Annotated in this window: 21 protein-coding genes; 4 read left to right on the top strand and 17 right to left on the bottom strand. The window is 62.9% G+C overall.

Going from position 1 to position 23382, the window contains the following annotated elements; genetic code table 11:
• Positions 1-42: 42 nt before the first annotated feature.
• From GV035_RS11320 to GV035_RS11275, 10 genes are all read right to left on the bottom strand, one after another.
• Complete coding sequence (locus GV035_RS11320; RefSeq protein WP_159835203.1) at positions 43-705, bottom strand: DUF502 domain-containing protein; 663 nt, start codon at positions 703-705, stop codon at positions 43-45.
• 141 nt (positions 706-846) lie between these two features.
• Entirely contained in the window at positions 847-1203 is a 357-nt protein-coding gene (locus GV035_RS11315; RefSeq protein WP_159835202.1) for an FmdB family zinc ribbon protein, read from the bottom strand.
• Positions 1204-1338: 135 nt separating this feature from the next.
• On the bottom strand, positions 1339-1965 hold the full coding sequence (locus GV035_RS11310; RefSeq protein ID WP_159835201.1) for a methyltransferase: 627 nt from the start codon (positions 1963-1965) through the stop codon (positions 1339-1341).
• A gap of 43 nt (positions 1966-2008) precedes the next feature.
• Positions 2009-3583 carry a ubiquinone biosynthesis regulatory protein kinase UbiB gene (gene ubiB, locus GV035_RS11305; protein WP_159835200.1) on the bottom strand — a complete coding sequence of 525 codons (1575 nt, stop codon included), beginning with the start codon at positions 3581-3583 and terminating at the stop codon, positions 2009-2011.
• A 22-nt stretch (positions 3584-3605) separates the two neighbouring features.
• On the bottom strand, positions 3606-4307 hold the full coding sequence (locus GV035_RS11300; RefSeq protein WP_159835199.1) for a ubiquinone biosynthesis accessory factor UbiJ: 702 nt from the start codon (positions 4305-4307) through the stop codon (positions 3606-3608).
• A 169-nt stretch (positions 4308-4476) separates the two neighbouring features.
• On the bottom strand, positions 4477-5469 hold the full coding sequence (locus GV035_RS11295) for a Tim44 domain-containing protein (RefSeq protein WP_159835198.1): 993 nt from the start codon (positions 5467-5469) through the stop codon (positions 4477-4479).
• A gap of 25 nt (positions 5470-5494) precedes the next feature.
• Positions 5495-6226, bottom strand: coding sequence for a bifunctional demethylmenaquinone methyltransferase/2-methoxy-6-polyprenyl-1,4-benzoquinol methylase UbiE (ubiE, locus tag GV035_RS11290; protein WP_159835197.1), 732 nt, complete (start codon positions 6224-6226; stop codon positions 5495-5497).
• 83 nt (positions 6227-6309) lie between these two features.
• Entirely contained in the window at positions 6310-6720 is a 411-nt protein-coding gene (locus GV035_RS11285) for a gamma-butyrobetaine hydroxylase-like domain-containing protein (protein WP_159835196.1), read from the bottom strand.
• An 18-nt stretch (positions 6721-6738) separates the two neighbouring features.
• Positions 6739-7173 (bottom strand): HIT family protein, encoded by a 435-nt coding sequence (locus GV035_RS11280; protein ID WP_159835195.1) that lies wholly within the window; start codon positions 7171-7173, stop codon positions 6739-6741.
• Positions 7174-7209: 36 nt separating this feature from the next.
• On the bottom strand, positions 7210-11304 hold the full coding sequence (locus GV035_RS11275) for a DUF3683 domain-containing protein (protein WP_159835194.1): 4095 nt from the start codon (positions 11302-11304) through the stop codon (positions 7210-7212).
• A 196-nt stretch (positions 11305-11500) separates the two neighbouring features.
• On the opposite strand from GV035_RS11275, the gene GV035_RS11270 reads away from it, so the two are divergent.
• The 4 genes from GV035_RS11270 (at position 11501) to queF (ending at position 15099) form a co-directional block, all read left to right on the top strand.
• Positions 11501-11716, top strand: coding sequence for a hypothetical protein (locus tag GV035_RS11270; RefSeq protein ID WP_159835193.1), 216 nt, complete (start codon positions 11501-11503; stop codon positions 11714-11716).
• 113 nt (positions 11717-11829) lie between these two features.
• Positions 11830-13353 (top strand): threonine ammonia-lyase, biosynthetic, encoded by a 1524-nt coding sequence (gene ilvA, locus GV035_RS11265; RefSeq protein WP_159835192.1) that lies wholly within the window; start codon positions 11830-11832, stop codon positions 13351-13353.
• A 13-nt stretch (positions 13354-13366) separates the two neighbouring features.
• Positions 13367-14278: a 5'-nucleotidase gene (locus tag GV035_RS11260; RefSeq protein ID WP_159835191.1), complete on the top strand. Its 912-nt coding sequence runs from the start codon at positions 13367-13369 to the stop codon at positions 14276-14278.
• Positions 14275-15099, top strand: coding sequence for an NADPH-dependent 7-cyano-7-deazaguanine reductase QueF (gene queF / locus GV035_RS11255; RefSeq protein WP_159835190.1), 825 nt, complete (start codon positions 14275-14277; stop codon positions 15097-15099). The genes GV035_RS11260 and queF overlap by 4 nt, the downstream gene beginning before the upstream one ends.
• A gap of 153 nt (positions 15100-15252) precedes the next feature.
• On the opposite strand, the gene GV035_RS11250 is transcribed toward queF, so the two are convergent.
• The 7 genes from GV035_RS11250 to GV035_RS11220 form a co-directional block, all read right to left on the bottom strand.
• Positions 15253-16092: a hypothetical protein gene (locus GV035_RS11250; protein WP_159835189.1), complete on the bottom strand. Its 840-nt coding sequence runs from the start codon at positions 16090-16092 to the stop codon at positions 15253-15255.
• A gap of 4 nt (positions 16093-16096) precedes the next feature.
• On the bottom strand, positions 16097-18781 hold the full coding sequence (locus tag GV035_RS11245; protein ID WP_159835188.1) for a DUF2345 domain-containing protein: 2685 nt from the start codon (positions 18779-18781) through the stop codon (positions 16097-16099).
• 3 nt (positions 18782-18784) lie between these two features.
• Positions 18785-20077, bottom strand: coding sequence for a type VI secretion system Vgr family protein (locus GV035_RS11240; protein ID WP_159835187.1), 1293 nt, complete (start codon positions 20075-20077; stop codon positions 18785-18787).
• Between the two features lie 6 nt (positions 20078-20083).
• Positions 20084-20335, bottom strand: coding sequence for a PAAR domain-containing protein (locus GV035_RS11235; RefSeq protein WP_159835186.1), 252 nt, complete (start codon positions 20333-20335; stop codon positions 20084-20086).
• A 234-nt stretch (positions 20336-20569) separates the two neighbouring features.
• The gene (locus tag GV035_RS11230; RefSeq protein WP_159835185.1) at positions 20570-20956 is read right to left on the bottom strand and encodes a RidA family protein; all 387 of its coding nucleotides are present in this window, start codon (positions 20954-20956) and stop codon (positions 20570-20572) included.
• A gap of 30 nt (positions 20957-20986) precedes the next feature.
• The gene (locus tag GV035_RS11225; protein ID WP_159835184.1) at positions 20987-22465 is read right to left on the bottom strand and encodes an N-acyl-D-amino-acid deacylase family protein; all 1479 of its coding nucleotides are present in this window, start codon (positions 22463-22465) and stop codon (positions 20987-20989) included.
• Positions 22466-22467: 2 nt separating this feature from the next.
• A complete protein-coding gene (locus GV035_RS11220) occupies positions 22468-23355 on the bottom strand; it encodes a MurR/RpiR family transcriptional regulator (RefSeq protein ID WP_159835183.1) in 888 nt (295 codons plus the stop codon).
• Positions 23356-23382 lie beyond the last annotated feature (27 nt).

Genomic DNA, 23382 nt, shown 5'->3' with positions numbered 1-23382 from the left:
TCGCGCTCTTCGTCGGCTCGATTCGCGGCACGCGCACCGGCATTACATCGGCGGCTCGGTGGGGCGGCGGGCGGGCGCGACCGACAGCGGCGCGCTCGGAGCGGGGGCGACCACGCCCATCGAGACGATGTACTTCAGTGCGGCGTCGACGGTCATATCCAGCTCGACGACCTCGCTTTTCGGCATCATCAGGAAGAAACCGGACGTGGGGTTCGGCGTCGTCGGCACGTAGACGCTCACGTGGTCTTCCTTCAGATGGTTCAGCACGTCGCCGCCGGGAATGCCGGTGAGGAACCCGATGGTGTACGAGCCCTTGCGCGGATATTCGACCAGCAGCGCCTTGCGAAATGCATTTCCGCTCGACGAGAGCAGCGTGTCGGACACCTGTTTCACGCTCGTGTAGAGCGGGCCGACGACCGGAATATGGCGAAGGATCGCATCCCACCAGCCGACGAGTTTCTGCCCGACGAAGTTCTGCGTAAAGAGGCCGACGACGAAGATGAATGCGAGCGTGAGCAGCGCGCCCAGCCCCGGCAAATGGAATCCGAACACACGCTCCGGCTGCCATGCGGACGGCAAGAGCAGCAGCGTCTGATCCATGGTCCCGATCACGAGGCCGAGCACCCACAGCGTGATGGCGAGCGGCACCAGCACGAGCAGTCCGGTGAGGAACACGGTTTTCAGCGTAGTCTTTTTCGTGGTCACGTTGTTGTCGCTAGGGTGACGGGCGTCGGGTTGGCCGCGTGTTCGCGCGCGCTCACGGCGCGCGCGCTGACACGCGGTACGGGACGGATGCGCGGCCGGCGCGAGTCCGCGCCGTGCGTTGCCTGTGCGTGAGTGCGCGCTTCAGGCGGCGCTGGAAGGCGTCGAGGGCGTCGAAGCTCCTGCGGCAGGCGCGGCGCTCGCAGGCGCAGCATCGGACGATGACGCACTGCCCGCATTCGCGCTATCGCCGGAATTCGAATTGCCCGGCGCGGCCTGGGCGTTGTCGCCCGACTTGGGCGCGGCCGAGCCGTTGCTGCCGCCCCGGAAATCGGTGACATACCAGCCGGAGCCCTTCAACTGGAACCCTGCCGCGGTGACTTGCTTGGAAAACGCGTCCTTTCCGCAGGCGGGACATTGCGTGAGCGGTGCGTCGCTCATCTTCTGAAGCACGTCTTTTTCGTGGCCGCAGGATGCGCAGCGGTATGCGTAAATCGGCATGGCACTCTTCCTACAATGATCTGTCGACGCTTGCAAAGCCTTGAATTATAGCCGCAAACCGGCTCCGGCCCGCCATTTTCAGCCGGGCACCGCGCCGTGCGGCTTCTTCGCGAGATGAGGGCGAAGCCGCGCAATTCAAGCGCGCCGCCACGTCAGCCAGCGTTCACGGCCTGCAAAAACCGGTATGGAGCCGCTGACCTCGTGCTCGTCGATCAGTTCGAAGTGCGGGTTGAGGAGCGCGTCCAGTTCATTGCGCTCGATGCCGAACGGCGGTCCTTTCGGCGTCGCCCCGATGAAAAAGAAGCCCGCCAGCAGCGCGCCCGGCCGCGCGAGCGCCGCCATGCGCTTTGCGTAGTCCGCCCAGCGGTCTCTCGGCAGCGCGCAAAGAAAAGCGCGCTCATAAATCCAGTCGGGCGCGAACGGCGGCTGATACGCGAAGAAGTCGGCCTCTTCGACGACGTTCACATACGCGCCCAACTGAGCGCGCGCCGCCGCCACCGCGCTCGGCGAGAAGTCGATGGCCCGCACCGTCAATCCGCGCCCGGCCAGATACGCAGCCTCGTACGCGTTGCCGCAGCCGGGAATCAGCACGCGCGTGGCCTCGGGCGCGGGCAGCGCGGCGACAAATGAGCGAAACGCATCCGGCACGCCCGCCTGATCCCACGGCGTAAAGCGTCGATCGAAACGTTCGTCCCAGAAACCGGGCGAGTTCGGATCGCGGTTATCGAAGGACGGAACATCGGCGTTGCTGGAATTGCTCATCGGATCTCCTCCTGCCGGCACGGAAAGACGCCGGCTCGCTTGCTTAAAGGTGGCCCATCCAGAATTGCGCGATGACGACGCCCGCCCCCGCGATCACCGCGACGCCGACGACCAGCAGCGTCGTCAGCAGCCGATTCGTGCGCTTCTGCTCCGCGAGCAGGAGGCGCATTGTCTCGTCATGGCTGCCGCGTGGCGCGTCGTGGCGCTCCGCGAGCAAATGATGAATCAGCCGCGGCAGCTGCGGAATGGTCTTGCTCCACTGCGGCGCTTCCATTTGCAGGCGCTCGTACCAGCCGCGCCAGCCGATCTGCTCGTTCATCCAGCGTTCGAGGTACGGCTTCGCGGTCTTCCACAGATCGAGTTCCGGATCGAGCGAGCGGCCCAGTCCTTCGACGTTCAGCATCGTTTTCTGCAGCAGCACGAGTTGCGGCTGAATTTCGACGTTGAAGCGGCGCGAGGTCGAAAAGAGCCGCATCAACACCTGTCCGAGCGAAATATCCTTGAGCGCGCGATCGAAGTACGGCTCGCACACGGCGCGAATCGCGCTTTCCAGTTCCTCGACGCGCGTGCTCGGCGGCACCCAGCCAGATTCGAGATGCAGCGTCGCGACGCGGTGATAGTCGCGCTTGAAGAACGCGAGAAAGTTCTGCGCGAGATAGTTCTTGTCGAAGTCCGAAAGCGCCCCGACGATGCCGAAGTCGAGCGCGATGTAGCGCCCGAACGTCGCCGGATCGAGGCTTACCTGAATGTTGCCGGGGTGCATGTCCGCGTGAAAGAAGCCATCGCGAAACACCTGCGTGAAGAAAATCTCGACGCCTTCCCGCGCGAGCTTCGGGATATCGACGCCAGCCGCGCGCAGCGTCTCGACCTGGCTGATCGGCACGCCGACCATGCGTTCCATCACGAGCACGGCGGGCGCGGACAGGTCCCAGTACATCTCGGGCACGAGGAGCAGATCGAGGCCCTGGAAATTGCGGCGCAACTGGCTGCCGTTCGCGGCCTCGCGCATGAGGTCGAGTTCATCGTGCAGATACTTGTCGAATTCGGCGACCACTTCGCGCGGCTTGAGCCGCCTGCCGTCCGGCCACAGACGCTCGGCCCAGAATGCGATATCGCGCAGAAGCGCCAGGTCCGAGTCGATCACGGGCAGCATGCCCGGCCGCAGCACCTTGACGGCGACGGATTTGCCGGCGTGCTCGCCGTGCCTGATCTTCGCGAAATGCACTTGCGCGATCGACGCGCTCGCCACCGGCACGCGCTCGAAGTCGTCGAACAGCTCGTCGATCGGTGCGCCGAGCGACTTCTCGATGATCGCGACGGCGACATTCGAATCGAACGGCGGCACGCGATCCTGGAGCTTCGCGAGTTCGTTGGCGATATCCACGGGCAACAGATCGCGCCGCGTCGACAGCACCTGACCGAATTTCACGAAGATTGGCCCGAGGCTTTCGAGCGCGAGACGGAGCCGGATGCCGCGCTCGATATCGAAGCGGCGGCCGAACGTCGTCACGCGCATGAGGTAGCGCACGCGGCGATCGTTGATGCCGCTCATGACCAGTTCGTCCAGCCCGAAGCGGACAATCGTGAAGAAAATCTTGAGGAAACGCAGAAAACGCATGGTCGAAGTTCGCTTCAGCTTGTTATTTGCGCGGGTCGTGCGCGGACTCGCCGCCGGTCCGCGCTGAGGCGCCGCGGGCCGACTCTTGTTGTTCGATCCGTTCGATCCGTTCGATGCGCTTCTCGACACGCGCGAGCGCATCGCGCGCATGCGACAACTCGGCGTTGAACGCGTCGAGCGCGCTCTTGCGCACCAGTTGCGGACGCTCGTCCAGCAAGTACTCGGCCACGGAATCCAGCAGATTACGGCCCGTGCGCTGAGCCTGCGCCTGAACCGTGCGCGCCATGATGCCGATGCGATGCGCGGGCGCATCGCCGATCACGCGCGACAGGTCCTCCTCCGGATCCCAGCGCAGATGCTCGGCGAGCTTGGCGAGCGTCGTCGCGAACTCGGCATCGCCTTCGATACGCACGTGCTTCATGACCGCCGCCTGACCGCCCTGGACAAACGCCGGGAGCGCATCGAACGGCACGGCGATGCTGACATCGAAATGGCCGGCTCCCGCCTCGCTCGTCGCGGCGAAAAGCCCGTCCGACTGCGCGACGAGCGCGATCACAAACGGCGCACACGAGAGCCTCACGCACTTGCCCGCGTACGGCTGAAGACGTTCGCGCGCCCACGGCTCGCGCACGAGCAGATGATTCACGGCAGCCGCGAACGCCCCGGACGCGGTCTTGACGGCAGGATTTAAAACGGAGCGGGTGGATTCGTGTGCGTTCGTCATCGGCTCTGAGATGAAAAAACCCGCGCAAGCGGTCGCTCGCGCGGGTTCTATTCTACGGTCTAGGCCAACTCCGCGAACGCGGAGCCGCTTCTCGACGCGCGCTTCTCGGCGCGCAGCCCGCCGCCGCCGTGCGGCGCAATGCCGCCGTGCGGGCGACGGGACGCGCTCCTCAACTGACCTGCTGGATGCCGGCCAGCAGCCAGCCTTCGTTGCCCGACTTCTGCTTCGACAGATTCCAGATTTCGACGAACGGCTCCGCCGCCGCCCCTTCCGATTCGCGGATCAGGCCGTGGAAGCGCACGCTCGCCAGATACTCGGACCCGCGATCTTCCACACCAAGCACGTCGGCGTTGAGCTGAACTACGTCCGTCCGGTTCGGCGCGCCGCCGCGCGCATCGATGTCGAGCTTCACTTCGGCGAACATTTCCGGCGTGGTGAACTCGCGGATGTCGTTGACGTTGCCACGGTCCCACGCGTCCTGAAGGCGCACGAAATACACCTTCGCGTTACGGATGAACGCTTCGGTGTCGAATCCCGCCGGAACGTTCACCGGCGCGGCTTGCGTCGAAGGGGAATCGATATAGTCCGCGCCGAAGCCCGCCGGCTGCGACATGCGCGGCGGCTCTTGATTCAGCCCGCTGCGCGCCGATGCGCCGTAAGGCGACGCGCCCGCGCCCGCATACGCGGGCGTGGAACCGCCCTGACGCTTGCGCATGAAGAAGCGAAACAGCATGACGGCGGCGAGCACGATCAGCGCGATCATGATCATGTTGGCCATTGCGCCGGCGAACGCGCCGCCGAGCCCGAAATGCGACAGCAGCGCCGCGATGCCCAGCCCCGCGGCGAGGCCGGCAATCGGCCCGAGCCAGCGATTGCGCGCCGGTTGCGCGGCGGCCGGCGGCGCGGCGGGCGCCGGCTGCGCGCGCTGCGGCTGCATGGACTGGCTCGGCTGCATGGACTGCGACGGTGGCGTCGCCTGATGCTGCTGCGTGGCCGTGGCCGACTGACGGCCCATGCTGCGGCCACCGCCCATGCGGCGCGCTTCGGCGTCGTCCGCGAAGATTGCGCCGGCCGTGATAACGCCAGCGAGCGCCAAAATTCCGGCCTTTCTGACGAGCGAGGTCAGAAAACCCCGGGGATGGGGTGTGCGCGAATCGGACATATCGAATCCTTTGAAGAGTGGAACATCAGAATTTGGTCCCGACGTGTAACGCTACCACGCCACCTGACAAATTGTAATATTCGACTCGATCCAGTCCTGCTTGTTCCATCATCGTCTTCAATGTTTCTTGGTCCGGATGCATGCGGATGGATTCGGCCAGATAGCGATAGCTGTCCGCATCCTTTGCGACCTTGTCGCCGAGCCAGGGAAGAATCTTGAAGCTGTAGATATCGTACGGCTTCTTGAGCGGTTCCCACACTTTCGAGAATTCCAGCACGAGCAAGCGGCCGCCCGGCTTCAGCACGCGATACATTTCGGCGAGCGCGCGCTCCTTGTGCGTCATGTTGCGCAATCCGAAGGCCACGGTCACCACGTCGAAGTAATTGTCGGGAAACGGAATCTTCTCCGCGTCGCACAGAAGCGTCGGTGTGATGACGCCCTTGTCCACCAGACGGTCGCGGCCCACGCGCAGCATCGATTCGTTGATGTCCGTGTGCCAGACTTCGCCCGTCGCGCCGGCCTCTTTGGCGAACGCCATCGCGAGATCGCCGGTGCCGCCCGCGATGTCCAGCACCTTGTAACCCGCGCGCACCTTTGCCTGCCCGATCGTGAAGTGCTTCCAGATGCGATGCAGCCCGCCGGACATCAGGTCGTTCATCAGGTCGTAATTGCTCGCGACGGAGTGGAACACGCCCGCCACCTTGCTCGCCTTCTCCTGCTCGTCGACCGTTTCGTATCCGAAGTGGGTCTTGCTCATTGCGCTCGTTCCTCGCCTGTTGTTCGTTATCAGCCTGCGCAATCGCCGCGCCGGCCTGCGGCTTTATGCCGCGCGTTGTCCGTTCAGTGACAGTGCCCGCCCGCCGGCTTCGCGGCCATCGGCGCATCGCGGTCGACGCCGGCGGCTTGCAGCTTCGTCAGATAGTCGCGCCAGCGTTCGTCCTGACGCGTCGCGAGATCGTAAAGGATGTCCCACGAATAGATGCCGGTATTGTGCCCGTCCGAAAAATTCAACTGGAGCGCGTAATGTCCCACCGGCTCGATGCCGGTAATGGCGACCTCGCGCTTGCCCGTCTGCAGCGTTTCCTGCCCCGGCCCGTGGCCCTGCACTTCGGCGGACGGCGAATAGACGCGCAGCAGTTCGAACGGCACGCGATACGACTCCTTCTCGCCGTATTGCAACTCCAGCACGCGGGATTTCGAATGCAGAACGACGCCGGTCGGAATCGGCGTCGTCGATGTCAGTCCGCTCATGGTGAGCCTTGTCTTAAGTTAGTGTTGGCCGAACGCCTGGTTCAGCTCGTTGCGGATCGCTTCGCGCAGCAGCGTCGCCTGCGCGCGGCGTTTGGCGAGCTGCGCCTCGGACACCGTCCGCTGGCGCGGCGCCCAGACGGGCAACGGGAACCGGGAATCGTTGGAAAAACGTGGAATGACGTGCCAATGGAGATGCGGCACCTGATTGCCTAGGCTCGCCAGATTGATTTTCTCGGGCACGAGCACGCGACGCATCGCGCGTTCGACGCCGTTGACGGCGGTCATCACGCGCGAGCGGCCGGCGTCCGGCAAGTCGGACATTTCGGCGACATGCGCGCCCCAGATCACGCGGCAAAAGCCGGGCCAGTCCGGCTCGTCAGCCAGGACGACGCGCAACGCGTCGTCCGACCACAGCACTTCGCCGCCGTCTTCCCGGCAAAACACACAGTCCATCTCAAACCTCTAGCGAATCAAACCTCGATTTCGCTATTACACCAGCACGCGCTCGATACCGCCATTGTTCGCGCGTTCGACGTACTGCTCCATCCAGTTTTCGCCGAGCACCTTGCGCGCCATTTCCACGACGATATAGTCCGCCTCGACGTTGGCGTCCTCGTTGTAACGCGAGAGTCCTTGCAGGCACGACGGGCAGCTCGTCAAAATCTTCACGTCCGCGCCGTTCGTCTGCGCGCCGTCGCCCGCCGACAGCACGGAGCCGGGCGCGGCGCCCGCCGTGCCTGCCGATGCGTTCATCGGATTGATCGCGTTCGAACCGGCAACGGCCGTGAGCGGAATGCCGCGCAGCGCGGCCGCGCCCTTGCGCACTTCTTCTTCCTTGCGAAAGCGCACCTGCGTCGCGATGTCCGGGCGCGTGACCGCGAACGTGCCCGACTCGCCGCAGCAGCGATCGTTCTTCTGGATCTTGTAGCCGTCGTTCCCCGAACCCATCAGATCATTGACGAGCTTTACCGGATCGATGGTCTTGATCGGCGAGTGGCAAGGATCGTGATACATGTAGCGCGTGCCCTTCACGCCTTCGAGCCGGATGTTTTTCTCCAGCAGGAATTCGTGAATGTCGATGATCCGGCAGCCGGGGAAGATCTTCTCGAATTCATAGCCCGCCAGCTGGTCGTAGCACGTGCCGCACGACACCACGACGGTCTTGATATCGAGATAGTTCAGCGTATTGGCCACGCGATGAAACAACACGCGGTTGTCCGTGACGATCTTCTCCGCCTTGTCGAACTGGCCCGCGCCGCGCTGCGGATAGCCGCAGCACAGATAGCCCGGCGGCAGCACCGTCTGCACGCCCGCTTCCCAGAGCATCGCCTGCGTGGCGAGACCGACCTGTGAGAACAGGCGCTCCGAGCCGCAGCCGGGGAAATAGAACACGGCCTCCGAATCGACGGTCGTCGTCTTCGGATTGCGGATAATCGGAACGATCTTGTTGTCTTCGATATCGAGCAGCGCGCGCGCCGTCTTCTTCGGCAGATTGCCCGGCATCTTCTTGTTGACGAAGTGGATCACCTGCTGGACGACGGGCGGCTTGCCGGTCGTGGCCGGCGGATGCGCCGTCTGCTTCTTGACGATCTTCTTCAGCACTTCGGTGCCGAGTCGCTGCGCCTTGTAGCCGACGCCCATCATCGCGGTGCGCGCCAGGTTGATGGTCTGCGGATTCGTCGCGTTCAGGAAGAACATGCCCGCCGCGTTGCCCGCGTTGAACTTCTTCTTGCCCATCTTGCGCAGCAGGTTGCGCATGTTCATCGACACATCGCCGAAATCGATCTTAACCGGGCACGGCGTCGCGCACTTGTGACAGACGGTGCAGTGATCCGCGACGTCGTTGAACTCGTCCCAATGCTTGATCGACACGCCACGCCGCGTCTGCTCTTCGTACAGGAACGCTTCGACGAGAAGCGACGTCGCGAGAATCTTGTTGCGCGGGCTGTAGAGCAGGTTCGCGCGCGGCACGTGCGTGGCGCAGACCGGCTTGCACTTGCCGCAGCGCAGACAGTCCTTGATGGAATCGGAGATCGCGCCGATATCCGACTGCTGCATGATGAGCGATTCGTAGCCCATCAGCCCGAACGACGGCGTGTACGCGTTGCGCAGGTCCGCGCCTTCCAGCAGCTTGCCCGCGTTGAAGCGCCCTTGCGGGTCCACGCGCTTCTTGTAGGCGCGGAAATCGCCGATTTCCTCGTCCGTCAGGAATTCGAGCTTTGTGATGCCGATGCCATGCTCGCCGGAAATCACGCCATCCAGCGAACGCGCGAGCTTCATGATGCGCGCGACCGCGTGATGCGCGTCTTGCAGCATCGCGTAATTGTCGGAGTTGACCGGAAGGTTGGTGTGGACGTTGCCGTCGCCCGCGTGCATGTGCAGCGCCACGAACACGCGGCCACGCAGCACGTGCTTGTGAATGGCCTGCGCCTCGTCGAGGATCGGCTTGAATTCGCCGCCGTTGAAAATCTGGCGCAGCTCTGCGCGAACTTCCTGCTTCCACGAAATGCGCACCGTGCGGTCCTGCGCGAGATGAAACACGGTGGCGTCCGGCTGCACGTCCACGCGATCCGCGAACTTCTCCGCGAGCGCCGCGTAGCCAAGCGTCACCAGATAGTGCTGTGCCTCGCGCAACGGCAGGTCCAGCTTTTCGCCGACGAACGTCCACCGCTCGCGCACGCGCTTGAGCAGATCCAGCGCCTGCTGCACGCGGTCTTCTAGCAGTTCGGCGCTCGGGATTTCGTTGGCGTCGTCGCTCTTGCCGAGCGGCAGCTTGCCGTTGCGGAAGAACGCTTCGAGCGCATCGAGCAATTGCAGCTTGTTCTTGATCGACAGTTCGATGTTGATGCGCTCGATGCCGTCCGTGTACTCGCCCATGCGGTTGAGCGGAATCACGACGTCTTCGTTGATCTTGAATGCGTTCGTGTGCTTGGCGATGGCGGCCGTGCGCGAGCGGTCGAGCCAGAAACGCTTGCGCGCTTCCGCGTTCACCGCGACGAAGCCTTCGCCGCTCTTGCCGTTCGCCATCCGCACGACTTCGGACGTGGCCTGCGCGACGGCATCGGCGTCATTGCCGACGATATCGCCGATCAGCACCATCTTCGGAAACGCGTTGCGCTTGCTCTTGGTCGCATAGCCGACCGCGCGCAGATAACGCTCGTCGAGGTGTTCGAGGCCCGCGAGAATCGCGCCGCCCTGCTTCGACGTTTCGAACAGGTAATCCTTGATTTCGACGATGCTCGGAATCGCGTCGCGCGCCTGCCCGAAGAATTCGAGGCAGACCGTGCGCGTATGCGCGGGCATCTTGTGCAGGATCCAGCGCGCCGACGTGATGAGGCCGTCGCAGCCTTCCTTCTGCACGCCCGGCAGCCCGGACAGGAACTTGTCGGTCACGTCCTTGCCGAGCCCTTCCTTGCGGAACGTGCGGCCGGCGATGTCGAGGTTTTCGCTGCGAATCAGTTTCTCGCCGGGCGGGCGATTGCCGTCGAACCAGTCGAGACGAAAGCGCGCCACTTCGATGTCGTGAATCTTCCCGCAGTTGTGCTCCAGACGCGTGACTTCGAGCCAGTTGCCTTCGGGATCGACCATGCGCCACCAGGCGAGGTTATCCAGCGCCGTGCCCCACAGCACCGCTTTCTTGCCGCCCGCGTTCATGGCGACATTGCCGCCGACGCACGATGCATCGAGCGATGTCGGATCGACCGCGAACACGAAGCCCGCCTGCTCGGCCGCTTCCGTGACGCGGCGCGTGACGACGCCCGCGCCCGAGAAAATCGTCGCGACCTTGTGATCGACGCCCGGCAGGTCGGTCATCTCGACCGGCCCGAGCTGCTCCAGCTTTTCCGTATTGATGACGGCGGAAAACGGCGTAAGCGGAATCGCGCCGCCGGTGTAGCCGGTGCCGCCGCCGCGCGGAATCACGGTCAGCCCCAGTTCGAAACACGCCTTGATGAGACCGGCGATTTCCGCTTCGGTATCCGGCGTCAGCACGACGAACGGATACTCGACGCGCCAGTCGGTCGCGTCCGTCACGTGCGAAACGCGCGCGAGGCCGTCGAAGCGGATGTTGTCCTTCTGCGTTTGTTTGCCGAGCACGCGCGACGCGCGGCGGCGCAGATCCGCCATGCGGCTGAATTCGGAGGCGAAGTCGTCCACGGCGCGGCGCGCGGCGGCGACGAGCAGTTGCACGCGCTCGGCGCGCTCGCGGCTGCCCGCTTCTTCGATGTGCTCCGACAAGTCCGCGCTGCGGCGCTTCTCGATTTCGGTCAGGCGGTGGTTCAGCGCCTCGACGAGCATCGCGCGACGCTTCGGGTTGTCGAGCAGATCGTCTTGCAGATACGGATTGCGGCGCACGGCCCAGATGTCGCCCAGCACTTCGTACAGCATCCGCGCGGAGCGGCCGGTGCGGCGCTCGCCACGCAGTTCGTCGAGCACGGCCCAGGCTTCGTCGCCCAGAAGCCGCATGACGATTTCGCGATCGGAAAACGACGTGTAGTTATAGGGAATTTCGCGCAGACGGGGCTCGGTATCGAGCGCCAAGGCGGCATGGGCGCCGTTCGGATCGAAGGCTTGAGGTGCGTTCATGTTCGACGGTTCGGTGGTTCGGCGTGTGGGCTCGGAAAGCGCAGACGCCGACGGTGCGCGTGGGGGCGCAGATTTTCGGATGAGACTTTTTTTGCGAAGGCGGACGATTCGCCCAAAAACGCCGGCTTGCGCGGATACCGCCAGACTCACGGCGCTGCCGCCTTCGATGTGCCCGAGATCAACGCCACGATCGCGCATGGCGCGCATGCCGCTCGGCCGCAGCGTGGTGCGCGCGGGGGACATGCGCCAGAAGATCGATCCGAAGCTGCCAGTGCATCTGCCGGTCCTGATTGCTGATTTGCAAAAGGAAATTCTAACCCATCGCGAAAATCGCCGTTGGCGGCGGCTAGCACGACGAAGGGGCTTTTGCGCGACACTTTTCGCCGCAATTCGGCGTTTTTGCGCGCTTTAGACGTCCGGCCGGCCGGTCAAAGCCGCGCGAAGCCGGAGAACGCGTCCATTGCGGCTATCATTGATGCTTTCGCCCTGAAAAAGCGCAGCCGGTCTGCGTGACGAGCCCTCCGCATGAGCCATCCCGACTACCTGAAGAAAGTGCTGACGGCACGCGTCTACGACGTCGCACGCGAAAGCGAGCTGGAACCCGCGCGCAACCTGTCCGCGCGCCTGCGCAACGCCGTGTATCTGAAGCGCGAAGACAACCAGCCGGTGTTCTCGTTCAAGATTCGCGGCGCGTACAACAAGATGGCGAACCTGCCGGCCGATGTGCTTTCGCGCGGCGTCATCACGGCGTCGGCGGGCAACCACGCGCAGGGCGTGGCGCTCTCGGCGGCGCGGCTCGGCTGCCGCGCGGTGATCGCGGTGCCGACCACCACGCCGCAAGTGAAGATCGACGCAATCCGCACGCACGGCGGGCCGACCGTGGAAATCGTGCTGGCGGGCGAATCGTACAGCGATGCCTACGCGCGCGCGGTCGAGCTTCAGCAAGAGCGCGGCCTCACCTTCGTGCATCCGTTCGACGACCCGGACGTTATCGCCGGGCAAGGCACCGTCGCGATGGAAATTCTGCGCCAGCATCAGGGCCCGATTCACGCGATCTTCGTGCCGATCGGCGGCGGCGGGCTCGCGGCGGGCGTCGCGGCGTACGTGAAGGCGGTGCGGCCCGAGATCAAAGTGATCGGCGTGCAGACAGAGGATTCGTGCGCGATGGCGCGCTCGATCACGGCGGGCGAGCGCGTGACGCTCGGCGAAGTCGGCCTGTTTTCGGACGGCACGGCGGTGAAGCTCGTCGGCGAGGAAACGTTCCGGCTGTGCCGCGAACTGCTCGACGAAGTGCTCACCGTCGATACCGACGCGCTCTGCGCCGCCATCAAGGACGTCTTCCAGGACACGCGCAGCGTGCTCGAACCGGCGGGCTCGCTCGCCGTCGCGGGCGCGAAGCTGTATGCGGAACGCGAGGGCATCGAAGGCAAGACGCTCGTGGCGGTCACATCTGGCGCGAACATGAATTTCGACCGCATGCGCTTCGTCGCCGAGCGCGCGGAAGTGGGCGAGGCGCGAGAAGCGGTGTTCGCAGTGACGATTCCCGAGGAGCGCGGCAGCTTCCGGCGTTTCTGCGAGCTCGTCGGTACGCGCAGCGTCACGGAGTTCAACTACCGCATCGCGGATGCGCGCGCCGCGCATATCTTCGTCGGCGTGCAGATCAAGTCGCGCAAGGAAACGGCGCAGATGATGTCGTCGTTCATCGAGCACGGCTTCGCCACCGTCGATCTGTCGCACGACGAGCTGTCTAAGCAGCATATCCGCTACATGGTGGGCGGCCATTCGCCGCTCGCGCACGACGAGCGCCTCTTGCGCTTCGAATTCCCGGAGCGGCCCGGCGCGCTGATGAAGTTTTTGTCCTCGATGGCGCCGAACTGGAATATCAGCCTCTTCCACTATCGCAACCAGGGCGCGGACTACAGCTCGATTCTGGTCGGCATTCAGGTGCCGCAGTCGGATAACGCCGAGTTCGAGCGGTTTCTCGCGACGCTCGGCTATCCGTGGTGGGACGAGCAGGCGAACCCGGTCTACAAGCTGTTCCTCGCGTAAGGGCGCGAAGCCGATGGCCTTCACGCTCGAAGACAAGCTCGTCGTCGCGATTTCGTCACGCGCGCTCTTCGACTTCGAAGAGGAAAACCGCGTCTACGAAACGGGCGACCTCGCGCGCTACGAGGCGCTGCAACGCTCGCGGCTCGACACGCCCGCGAAACCGGGCGTCGCGTTCGGGCTGATTCGCAAGCTGCTGGCGTTGAACGCGCAGGAGCAGCGCGTCGAAGTGGTGATACTGTCGCGCAGCGATCCGATCAGCGGCCTGCGCGCGTTCCATTCGTGCCGCGAGCACGGACTCGCGATCGAACGCGGCGTGTTCACGCGCGGCCGCTCGCCGTTCGCGTACCTGAAACCGCTGCGCGCGTCGCTATTTCTCTCGGCGAATCCGGACGACGTGCGCGCCGCGCTCGCCGCGGGCTTTCCCGCCGCCCGCGTGCTGCCCGAGACGCCGCGCGCCGCGAGCCGTTATGCTGACGAAATCCGCATCGCGTTCGACGGCGACGCCGTGCTGTTCTCCGACGAAGCCGAACGCGTGTTTCAGACCGAGGGTTTGGGCGCGTTCGTCGGCCACGAAACGCAGAAGAAGGATTCGCCGCTTCCCGGCGGCCCGCTCAAGCCGCTGCTCGCGGCATTGAACAAATTGCAGCGCATTGCCGACGACAACGAGAGCCAGTCGCCGATGCACATTCGCACCGCGCTCGTCACCGCGCGCTCCGCTCCCGCGCACGAACGCGCGGTCCGGACGCTGATGGCGTGGAACATCGAAATCGACGAAGCGATGTTCCTGGGCGGCCTCGACAAGGGCGAATTCCTGCGCGAATTCGAACCCGATTTTTTCTTCGACGACCAAATCCGCCATTGCGAATCGGCCCGCGTCGTGACCGCGACGGGGCACGTTCTCAGCGGCATAGCGAACGCCTCATGACACCCGACCAATCTCCGCTCGGCAAAGCCGTCAACTACACCGAACAGTACGATCCCGCGCTGCTCTTTCCGATCGACCGCAAGCGCGCCCGCGATGAAATCGGCGTGCCTGCGCGCCTGCCGTTCTTCGGCACCGACATCTGGAATGGGTACGAGCTTTCGTGGCTGAACAGGCGCGGCAAGCCGCAAATCGCGGTCGCGACGTTCTTCGTGCCGGCGGAGTCGCCGAACATCGTGGAATCGAAGTCGTTCAAGCTGTATCTCGGATCGTTCGCGCAGACGCAGTTCGATTCCATCGACGACGTGCGCGCGGCCATCAAGCGCGACGTCACGGCAACCTGCGGCGCGACGGTATCCGTGCAGCTCGTTGCGCCCGCCGACTTCGGCAAGCTCACGATGGAAGAATTCGACGGCTTGTCGCTGGACCGGCTCGACCTCGAATGCGACGTTTATGCGCCGGACCCGTCGCTGCTATCGGCGTCGCATGACGAAGCGCCTGTCGACGAGACGCTGTTTTCGAACCTGCTGAAGTCGAATTGCCCGGTCACGGGGCAGCCGGACTGGGGCAGCGTGCAGATCCGCTATTACGGCGGACAGATCGATCACGCGGGATTGCTGCGGTACATCGTGTCGTATCGCGAACATACCGGGTTCCACGAGCAATGCGTCGAGCGCATCTTCATGGACATCATGCGGGAATGCAAACCGGAACGGCTTGCGGTGTATGCGCGATACACACGGCGCGGCGGGCTGGATATCAATCCCTTTCGCACGAACTTCAATTTGCCGATGCCGGATAATGCGCGGTTAGCGCGGCAGTGAGTCGTGCGATGAGTGAGGTAGGAGCGTGCGCGCGTATGCCAACTGCCATCGAAGCAAAACGCTCACGCCGCCAATTTAGACGGACTGACGTCTGACGGCTAACGTCGGTGCCGGTCCGCTGAGCTAATGACGAGATGAACGCCTGCTGGCCGGTTAGCTTGCTTCTTTAAAGGGACCATGCCAGATCCATTGTGCGTCTGCGAACCACGCGCCATTCAGTGCCTCGCCAGGCGGCGGTAGACGAGCCTGCGGAAACTTCTCGCCTCCTCGTATCACTTGTTTGTCGACGACGTTGTGCTTGGTCCACCCTTCCCACCACCCCGTTTCGGGACACAGCTTGCCCGTTCGCAAGTCCATTCTCCCGTATCTTTGGCGCTTCGCATCTTCGCGTTCTTGCAGCTCAGCAGGCGTGAGGTACCAGCGCTCAATGGTTATGGAACGCAAATTGGCGGCGGTTCCAAAGTCTGACTCGCTTGCCCGGTTGGAGATGGTCCTGTACACGAGGCGCACGCGGACGTCAAATGGCGAACCGGGCGGCATGGGCAAGCGCGAGTTAAGCGCGACTTCGTCTGGTGCTTGCGTTTCCAGGATGGGCTTCGCCAAGTACGCCAAGTGTTCGCGACGAACTCCGTCGATCAGTTCGCCGGGTACGTTCCGATGAAGGCCAAGCTGTTGTTCCAACGTTTCGCGAGGAACATGGGCAGACTTCACAACGCTGCTTCGCAGCCCGAATGACCGTCCTACGCCGATCCGACGCTTCTCGTTATTATCGAGCAAGTCGAAGTTCGCTCCGAAATCGCCCTTGTCGTAGTAATAGCTCGATTCGCCATTGATATTGGAACCTTCGAGTTTTCCTAGAGCCGATTCAACTTGCTCGATACTTATCTTCCCCGCCACCCACTGCAAGCCGAGTTCGGAGACACGCAAGACCGTTGATATCTGCTCGTTCGTAAGCGGCGTTTGCATAGAGCGTTGCGGTCGTTCGGTTGGCATTCGTTCAACCTCCGTTTCTTGAGGCATTAACTGAAACGCCGGGGCTTGCAGTGGCGCTTGTGGCTCGGCGGCTGTTGAAAGAGAGGGCATACTTACGGCTGCACTGATTGAAAACAATGTCAGTCGGCGCACGATCGGAACTCCAGTAAGAACTCTCGATTTCACCGCATACGAACGCGTCGTCCTCCCACGGGCGCGACTGATAACCGCTGTCAACAACCATATCCTCAACGTCAATAGCCGACCCGTCGGCGCCAGCGCTGCGCAGCAATGTTTCTGCTTGCTTCCTTGCACGTTCATATTCCTCTCGTAGTGAAACGGCATCGCTTGCGTAGGTGGGATACCACTTCGCAACCATGAAAGCGTGGAGATTCCACACATATTTCGCCACCGCCATCTGCTTAATGCCGAGCAGGTTGGCATTGTCGTCAGGCAGCGCTTGGCTAGCCGAGGCTCTTACAACTGCGTTCGCCAACTCACTGAACTGTGAAGCTTGGCCCGGCCATTTAGAGATGTTCGGCATATCAGGAAAATTCGCAGCGCCCTGCTGGACCATCGCATAAACCCAGAAGTCCTGCTGACAATGACGGGTCTCGTGGAAAACCGTATCGACAAAATCTTTCAACGCTAGCCGAGCTTGTGTCTCTCGCTGACTTTGATCGGTGACCGTGCAAGGTACAAAGAGCGGACCAAATGGTTCGGTGTTGATGGATAAGGTCCAATGTGCGGGATCGAACGTGCCTTTAGCATTTCCAACCAGAGTGTCGTTGGTTACGGTGACCGTCGGAAGCGCTTGTTCGGGCAGTGCGAAGCCAGGCGACTGCATTGCTGTCAACGCACTTTTGACTGACGCCGAGAGCAATTTTGCGAGTTGCTGATTAGTTCGATCGGATAAGAACTTCGACCCATCTACCAACTTGGCCTCTAGAATCGGTTTGCCGTTCCCAAAGTAATTGCTTCCCCACTGCACCTGTTCAATAAGAATCTGCTTCATTTCCTTCGCAAACCGCTCGGCCACCGGATAGGCCAGCCTTCTCGGATCCTTTTTATCTCTCTCGCTATAACGCATCCCCCAGTTGTAGGACTGGCACAGTGCAAAGTACGGTGATTTGCCAGAGCTCGACGTCGTGTCGTCCTGTGACTGCAACTCCCGGTCATTGATTCTCGTCGTCTCGCGTTTCTTCCGCGAGGTGATTTCTGGTACAAGCGCTCGTGCCGGTTGAATGAGCATGGCCGAAAGAATCGAGGACGGATTGTTCTTGCCGTCGTTGTGCAAGATTTCAATCGTTGCAGGCTGGACCGAATCTGAAAGGACCAACGCTGTTTCACCTGCGTCGTTGGTCCTGCCTTCGATGACCGTTCCGTCATTCAGGGTGATGCGATAAGGCTGGTCGGGAATTCCGAAGCCCGCAATTGGATCAACCAATATGAAGGGCTCGGCTACCTTCGCGTCTTCGATATCCGTCAGCGGCAATTTCACCGGAGTGTCCACGGGTCCGTCAGTCGCATGAGTTGCAGCATGAACCAGAAACTGTCCATTCGTGAACCCAAGCACGCCGCTCGAGCTAATCTCGAGCATCGTCCCGCCAGCATTCAGACGAATGCGCTTTGCGGCGGTTATGTCAATGCCGTCGCCCGTGCTGACAATCTGAACGTCCTTTCGTGCAATAAGCTGAATCCCGTCTTGCTGCGCTTCCAGCCGAATCCTTCCGGCCGCCGCTGTCAACGCAATGCCCGTCTTCTGCACGAAGACCGCGACTGAATCCACAACGCTCGCGAACAGCGACCGGGCTACCGCAAAGCTGACGTGGCGTCCGGTCGTGACGGCAAGGTCTTCGCCGCTGGCTATGTGCATGCTGCCGGCCGTGGTCGACTGAATCCCAGCCGGACTCGAAAGCGTCAAGTGGGGCGCTTCGAACTCAGGAAACTGGCCTCGACCCGCATCCACCGGACTGCTGCCGCGTATGCCCTCGTTCGCCGCTCTGATCGCCTTGGCCACGACATGCTGATCGTGAATCGCGTCGTGCGCGCAATGCTGTTGCGCAAGCCCCGCCAGGCTCTCATGAACTTCGCGTGCTTGCGTGAGCGTGGCGATAGTCTCGCCCATGTCGAGCGCATGGCCACCGGCATTCTTGCGGGCTTCGGTGGTCAGTAGTAACCCTCTCGCTGCACGCGCCACGCCATGTGCATCGGTACGAAGTTCGAAGCCTTGGCCGCGCGCCTCCTGCCGTCCCTTGTGCCCATCGATGCGCGTATTGAAGCCCAGCGTCAGACTTGATTTCGCATGGTCGCTCGCAAGCTGCGCCTGCAACCTCCCTTGCGTGTCGTCGAGTGCGAGGTGGTTCGAATCGACACTTCCGCCTAGGCTCTGACTGCGCAAGCCACTCAGCGCACTGTTGCGCGGCATTTCCCATGGCGGCATGTTCCAGCGGTCCACTACGAACGCGGAGACGTAAGGTCTATCTGGATCGCCGTGAACGTGCGAGACGATCACCATCTGGCCGGCGCGGGCGGGCGTCACGACGCCCATCTGGCTGCCTTGCCACTGCGTAGCGAGGCGAAGCCACACGGATGTCGCACCGTCGAACTGCGCCTCACGATCCCAATCATATTGAATGAGCACGCGGTTCTTGTCATCAACCCACATCTCGTAATTCTCGTTCTTGTGGTGCTCTGGCGTGACGACCACCGCCTACTCATCATCGACATGAGGTCTTGGTGTCGATTGCGGCATCCGATAATGCTCAGTGCTTGGCTGCAATTCGAACTGAGTGTTGACCGAATACTGACGCCACGATGCGGACGATGTTCCCACCTCTGTTAGGTCGAGTTCGCATGACAGCGCGATGTAGTCGCGGTTCGCCCTCGTCTGCGGGTAGTTCACCAACATGAACGTGCGGCCGGGCTGAAGTCCGCGCAGATGTCCCTTTCCATGCACGCGCAGGCTCGTGCAGCGCACAGCTTGCAATTTGACACGCGCCAGATGCATACCTTCCTGTCGCGAATCGTTTCGACCAGTTACAGGTGGATCCGTTTCCGGTTGCGCGAACTCGGCTGGCGCGTAGATTTCGATTCCCGCGCTTGCAGTGCCATGGGCGTCCTCGAACGCCTCGCGCAATGCCGCATTGGCTCGTCTCAAGCGAGGCTGCATATAGTCGTGATCACTAACGGTTGCCTTGCCCGCCGTGAGTGAGTATGTCACCGACAATTCGTTGATATGTTCCTCATCGATGCGGCCGCCCGCGTGATAGCGCAGCGTTTCATAAGCCATACCGTGGCGATGAAAGCCGCCAAGCGTGTCGGAGATGACGAGTGTGTGGCCATCCTTGTTGTGCTCGAACCAAAAGAAAAGTCCCCATTCTTCCATGAGCCTCATGGCTATCGACCAGTCCGATTCCCAAGCCTGGCGAACGAAATCACGTGGCGGATAATGTCCCTTTCCTCCCCACGGCCCGGCGAGCCTCCACTCGGTCGTGCCGTATCGTCGCAGGATCTTTTCGAGGATATCGTCCACGGAACCGCGAAAGATGCGCGAGTTTTTGTTCTGGGTCGCGCGCCACACGGAGGGACGAAGCACGAACTCATAGACTGCAGAACGATCCTCTGCACAGACAATTCTTGCGGACGTGATCTGACCGCTGATGTAGCGCGTGTCCGCCCCGATATTCGCGTACCCCGAATGTCCTTGCTGGCCAGCACGAAAGGTTCCGATGCCGGTCAACTCGATGGCGACTGTCCCAATCGCTCCAACGATTCTCTCCAAATCGACCTGTGCTGCGTCAAGCGGGTCAAGGAGCAAGTCCGGATCCTCGACTTCCGCGACGACGACGTACTCGTACAATTCCCCTACAGCCTCGCGCCCGCGAATGCTGCGCACAGTCAGCATTTGCCTCTGGAACTCCTTTCCGTCGGCCTTTTGGTCCACGATCTCAGGTAGGGCCGAACTTTTGAACGTAACAGTGTGTGATTGAACCGTCCACGGCATGGCTCATCACGCTCCAATGACCATCGCACCGCACACGGTCTTGTCGCTTGACTGCGCAACGCTGATACCTTTGTACTTTCGGGAGCCGGTTGCAATGATCGCATCGGTCCTGCCGCGTTTTGGGCAGTCGGTGAGATGACAATCGAGCGCTGTCTGGATACCGATGTGTTTCGGGTCACTTGCTACCTGGATCACCTGTCCACCATGGTCAGTCTTGTCGTCCGGGCAAGCGACTTCGCGGCCAGTTGTGTCCTTCATTCTTCGAAGTCCTCTTATTGATTATTGGATAGACTCGAGAATTGGACCGTGCGCGACATCCCGTGACCATGGGATTTGTCTTAAAAGCAAGCGAGGCGACATGCGGTACACAATCGCAAACAACCGCACGTCGCGTCGAAAACAAGAATCCCGCAAGCAGAGGGCTCACGGGATCTCTCAATAACTCAGTGATCGACGCGCTAGATCCTGATCGGGAGAAGCGCGCTGAGAGATTTACCCCCCCGGCTTCCTATAAGCCACGCAATCCACCTCGACCTTGCAGTCGATCACCATCGACGACACCACGCAAGCCCGCGCCGGCGGGTTCGCGCCGAAGTACTCCTTGAACACCTTGTTAAACGAAGCGAAGTCGCGGGGATCGTCCAGCCACACGCCGCAGCGCACCACATGCTCCGTGCCGTAGCCCGCTTCTTCCAGAATGGCGATCACATTTTGAATCGCCTTGTGCGATTGCTCGACGATGCCGCCGTTGATCACCTCGCCGTCCTGCATCGGCGTCTGGCCCGACACGAAGAGCCAGCCATCGGCCTCGACCGCGCGTGCGAACGGCATATGCGCGCCGCCTTGTCCCTTGCCGCCTTCCACGCCATAACGCTTCATCTTCCCACTCCTTTTCGTACGCAATAAGTCCTAAAACGCGCCCGCCGCATCCAGCTTCGATGCCGCGCCGCGCGCCACGAAACGTCCCGCGCGCTCGCCCGTGAGGGCGGCCTCGCGATACGTCAAAACACCATTCACCCACACCGCGTCGATACCATCGGCCGCTTGCTCCGGCTTCGCGAACGTCGCGGCATCGCGCACGCGTTCGGGATCGAACACGACAAGATCGGCGTGATAGCCCACTTTCACCTCGCCGCGCTGCGTCAGGCCGAAGCGCCGCGCGGACAAACTCGTCATCTTGCGCACCGCCTCTTCCAGCGCGATCAGCGCCGTGTCGCGCGCGTAGTGGCCGAGCACGCGCGGAAACGCGCCCCACAAGCGCGGATGCGGCAGCGGATCGTTCGGCAGGCCGTCCGAGCCGACCATCGTCGCGGGATGCGAAAGAATGCGCCGCACGTCGTCCTCCGACATGTTGTGATACACCGCGCCCGCCGGTTGCAGGCGCTTCGCGGCGTCCTGCTGGCTCACGTTCCAAACGGCTGCGACTTCGCGGATCAGCTTGCCCGCCATCTCCGGATGCGGCGTCGACCACGTGATCGTGATGTCGATATCGCCCGTCACCTGCTTCAGATCCAGCGTCGACGAGCTGCGGTTATACGGATAGCAGTCGCAGCCGACCGGCTGTCCTTCGCGCATGGTGTCGATGGATTTCAGCACTTCCACGCTGCGCCCCCAGTTCGACGGCCCCGCGCACTTCAGATGAGAAATCACCACCGGCACGCGCGCATGACGGCCGACGCGGTACGCCTCGTCCATCGCGTCGAGGATCGCGTCGAATTCGGTCCGCATGTGCGTCGTGTAGAGCGCGCCCGCTTTCGCAAGCGGTTCGGCCAGCGCCTGCACTTCCTCTGGCGGCGCGTTGAACGCCGACCCATACGCGAGCCCGCTCGACAGACCAAGCGCGCCGTTGTCGAGCGCCTCTTCGAGCTGCGCGCGCATGCCGTCGATTTCGTCGGCGGTCGCGGCGCGGTCGAGCCGGTCCATGTGGTTGTTGCGCAGCGCCGTATGGCCGATCAGCGCGCCGACGTTCACCGCTGGGCGCGCGTCGTTCACGGCATCGACGTAAGCCGCGAACGTCGGATAGCGGAACGCGGACGCGTCGCCGAGCAGGTTCATCGGATCGGGCGGCTCGCCTCTCAACGTGACCGGCGACGCGCTGATCCCGCAATTGCCGACGATCACGGTCGTCACGCCCTGCGTGATCTTCGGCATCATCTGCGGCGAGCGGATGACGTGCGTGTCGTCGTGCGTGTGAACGTCGATGAAACCCGGCGCGAGCACTTTGCCGTGCGCGTCGAACACGTCGGCGGCGCTCCAGTGCGACAAGCCGCCCGGCGCTTCCATCGCCACGATGCGGCCCTCGCGCACCGCGACATCGCGTTCGACGGCGGGCGCGCCGGTGCCGTCGATCACGCGCGCGCCGACAATCAGCGTGTCGCACTTTTCCATGATCAATCTCCCAAAGGTTGGCGCTCGCCGCCGCCGCGATGCGCGTCGAGCGCGTGTTTCATGCGGCGCAGCAGTTCGCGGCTGTGGTCGGCCTGCTTCACGGCCAGTTCGGTGACGAGCAGGTCGAGTGCCATCATCATCGCGTAGCGCGACGAGGACGGCTTGTAGATGAAATCGGTTTCGATCGCGATGACCGGAATGAGCCAGTCCGCGAGCGCGCCGAGCGGCGATGCGGGCGCCGTCAGCGCGATGACGCGCGCGCCGTATTCGCGAGCGAGCCGGCAGCTTTCCACCATCTCCGGCGTCTGGCCCGTCACCGAGAGCGCGACGACGACATGTTCCTTCGACAACGTGGACGCCACCATGCGCTGCAACAGCCCGTCCTGATACGACGCCACGGGCCGCCCGAGCCGCACGAGGCGAAAGCGCATTTCGTCGGCGAGCGCGGTCGATCCGCCGCCCATGCCGAACACGTAGATCATCGACGCGGCGGCGAGCGCATCGGCCGCTTCGGCCACCGGCGCGGCGCGCAGCGCGCCCTGATTCTGCGCGAGCGTCGTCTGCACTTCCTCGAAGATGCGCGCGGCGAGCGAATCCGGCAACGCGTCGGGTTCGCGTTTCAGAAAACGCTGGCCGACCGCCGCCGCCTGAGCGAGCCGCAGCTTCAGTTCGCGCACGTCATCGCAGCCGACCGCTTTCGCAAAGCGCGTGACGGTGGCGATGCTCACGTCGGCCTGCTCCGCGAGCGCGCCGATGCTCGCCCGCGACGCGCCCGTGAGATCGTCGAGGATCAACGCGGCGACCTTGCGCTCGGCGCTGCGGAGCAGGGGCGCGCGTTCGGCGATGCGCGCGACGATATCGAAGCTCTGCGGATCGGCGGGGCCGTTCATGTTTTCGGGTTTACTCGGGGTGCGTGT

The sequence above is a fragment of the Burkholderia sp. 8Y genome, from assembly GCF_902506145.1.
Classification (GTDB): domain Bacteria; phylum Pseudomonadota; class Gammaproteobacteria; order Burkholderiales; family Burkholderiaceae; genus Caballeronia.
This window is presented reverse-complemented; position numbering and strand designations above follow the sequence as displayed.

Bases quoted from the DNA above. Each gene is read 5' to 3' on its own strand.
- GV035_RS11315 (WP_159835202.1), bottom strand. From the start codon at position 1,203: ATGCCGATTTACGCATACCGCTGCGCATCCTGCGGCCACGAAAAAGAC.
- GV035_RS11310 (WP_159835201.1), bottom strand. From the start codon at position 1,965: ATGAGCAATTCCAGCAACGCCGATGTTCCGTCCTTCGATAACCGCGAT.
- ubiB (WP_159835200.1), bottom strand. From the start codon at position 3,583: ATGCGTTTTCTGCGTTTCCTCAAGATTTTCTTCACGATTGTCCGCTTC.
- GV035_RS11300 (WP_159835199.1), bottom strand. From the start codon at position 4,307: ATGACGAACGCACACGAATCCACCCGCTCCGTTTTAAATCCTGCCGTC.
- GV035_RS11295 (WP_159835198.1), bottom strand. From the start codon at position 5,469: ATGTCCGATTCGCGCACACCCCATCCCCGGGGTTTTCTGACCTCGCTC.
- ubiE (WP_159835197.1), bottom strand. From the start codon at position 6,226: ATGAGCAAGACCCACTTCGGATACGAAACGGTCGACGAGCAGGAGAAG.
- GV035_RS11285 (WP_159835196.1), bottom strand. From the start codon at position 6,720: ATGAGCGGACTGACATCGACGACGCCGATTCCGACCGGCGTCGTTCTG.
- GV035_RS11280 (WP_159835195.1), bottom strand. From the start codon at position 7,173: ATGGACTGTGTGTTTTGCCGGGAAGACGGCGGCGAAGTGCTGTGGTCG.
- GV035_RS11275 (WP_159835194.1), bottom strand. From the start codon at position 11,304: ATGAACGCACCTCAAGCCTTCGATCCGAACGGCGCCCATGCCGCCTTG.
- GV035_RS11270 (WP_159835193.1), top strand. From the start codon at position 11,501: ATGGCGCGCATGCCGCTCGGCCGCAGCGTGGTGCGCGCGGGGGACATG.
- ilvA (WP_159835192.1), top strand. From the start codon at position 11,830: ATGAGCCATCCCGACTACCTGAAGAAAGTGCTGACGGCACGCGTCTAC.
- GV035_RS11260 (WP_159835191.1), top strand. From the start codon at position 13,367: ATGGCCTTCACGCTCGAAGACAAGCTCGTCGTCGCGATTTCGTCACGC.
- queF (WP_159835190.1), top strand. From the start codon at position 14,275: ATGACACCCGACCAATCTCCGCTCGGCAAAGCCGTCAACTACACCGAA.
- GV035_RS11250 (WP_159835189.1), bottom strand. From the start codon at position 16,092: ATGCCAACCGAACGACCGCAACGCTCTATGCAAACGCCGCTTACGAAC.
- GV035_RS11240 (WP_159835187.1), bottom strand. From the start codon at position 20,077: ATGCCGTGGACGGTTCAATCACACACTGTTACGTTCAAAAGTTCGGCC.
- GV035_RS11235 (WP_159835186.1), bottom strand. From the start codon at position 20,335: ATGAAGGACACAACTGGCCGCGAAGTCGCTTGCCCGGACGACAAGACT.
- GV035_RS11230 (WP_159835185.1), bottom strand. From the start codon at position 20,956: ATGAAGCGTTATGGCGTGGAAGGCGGCAAGGGACAAGGCGGCGCGCAT.
- GV035_RS11225 (WP_159835184.1), bottom strand. From the start codon at position 22,465: ATGGAAAAGTGCGACACGCTGATTGTCGGCGCGCGCGTGATCGACGGC.
- GV035_RS11220 (WP_159835183.1), bottom strand. From the start codon at position 23,355: ATGAACGGCCCCGCCGATCCGCAGAGCTTCGATATCGTCGCGCGCATC.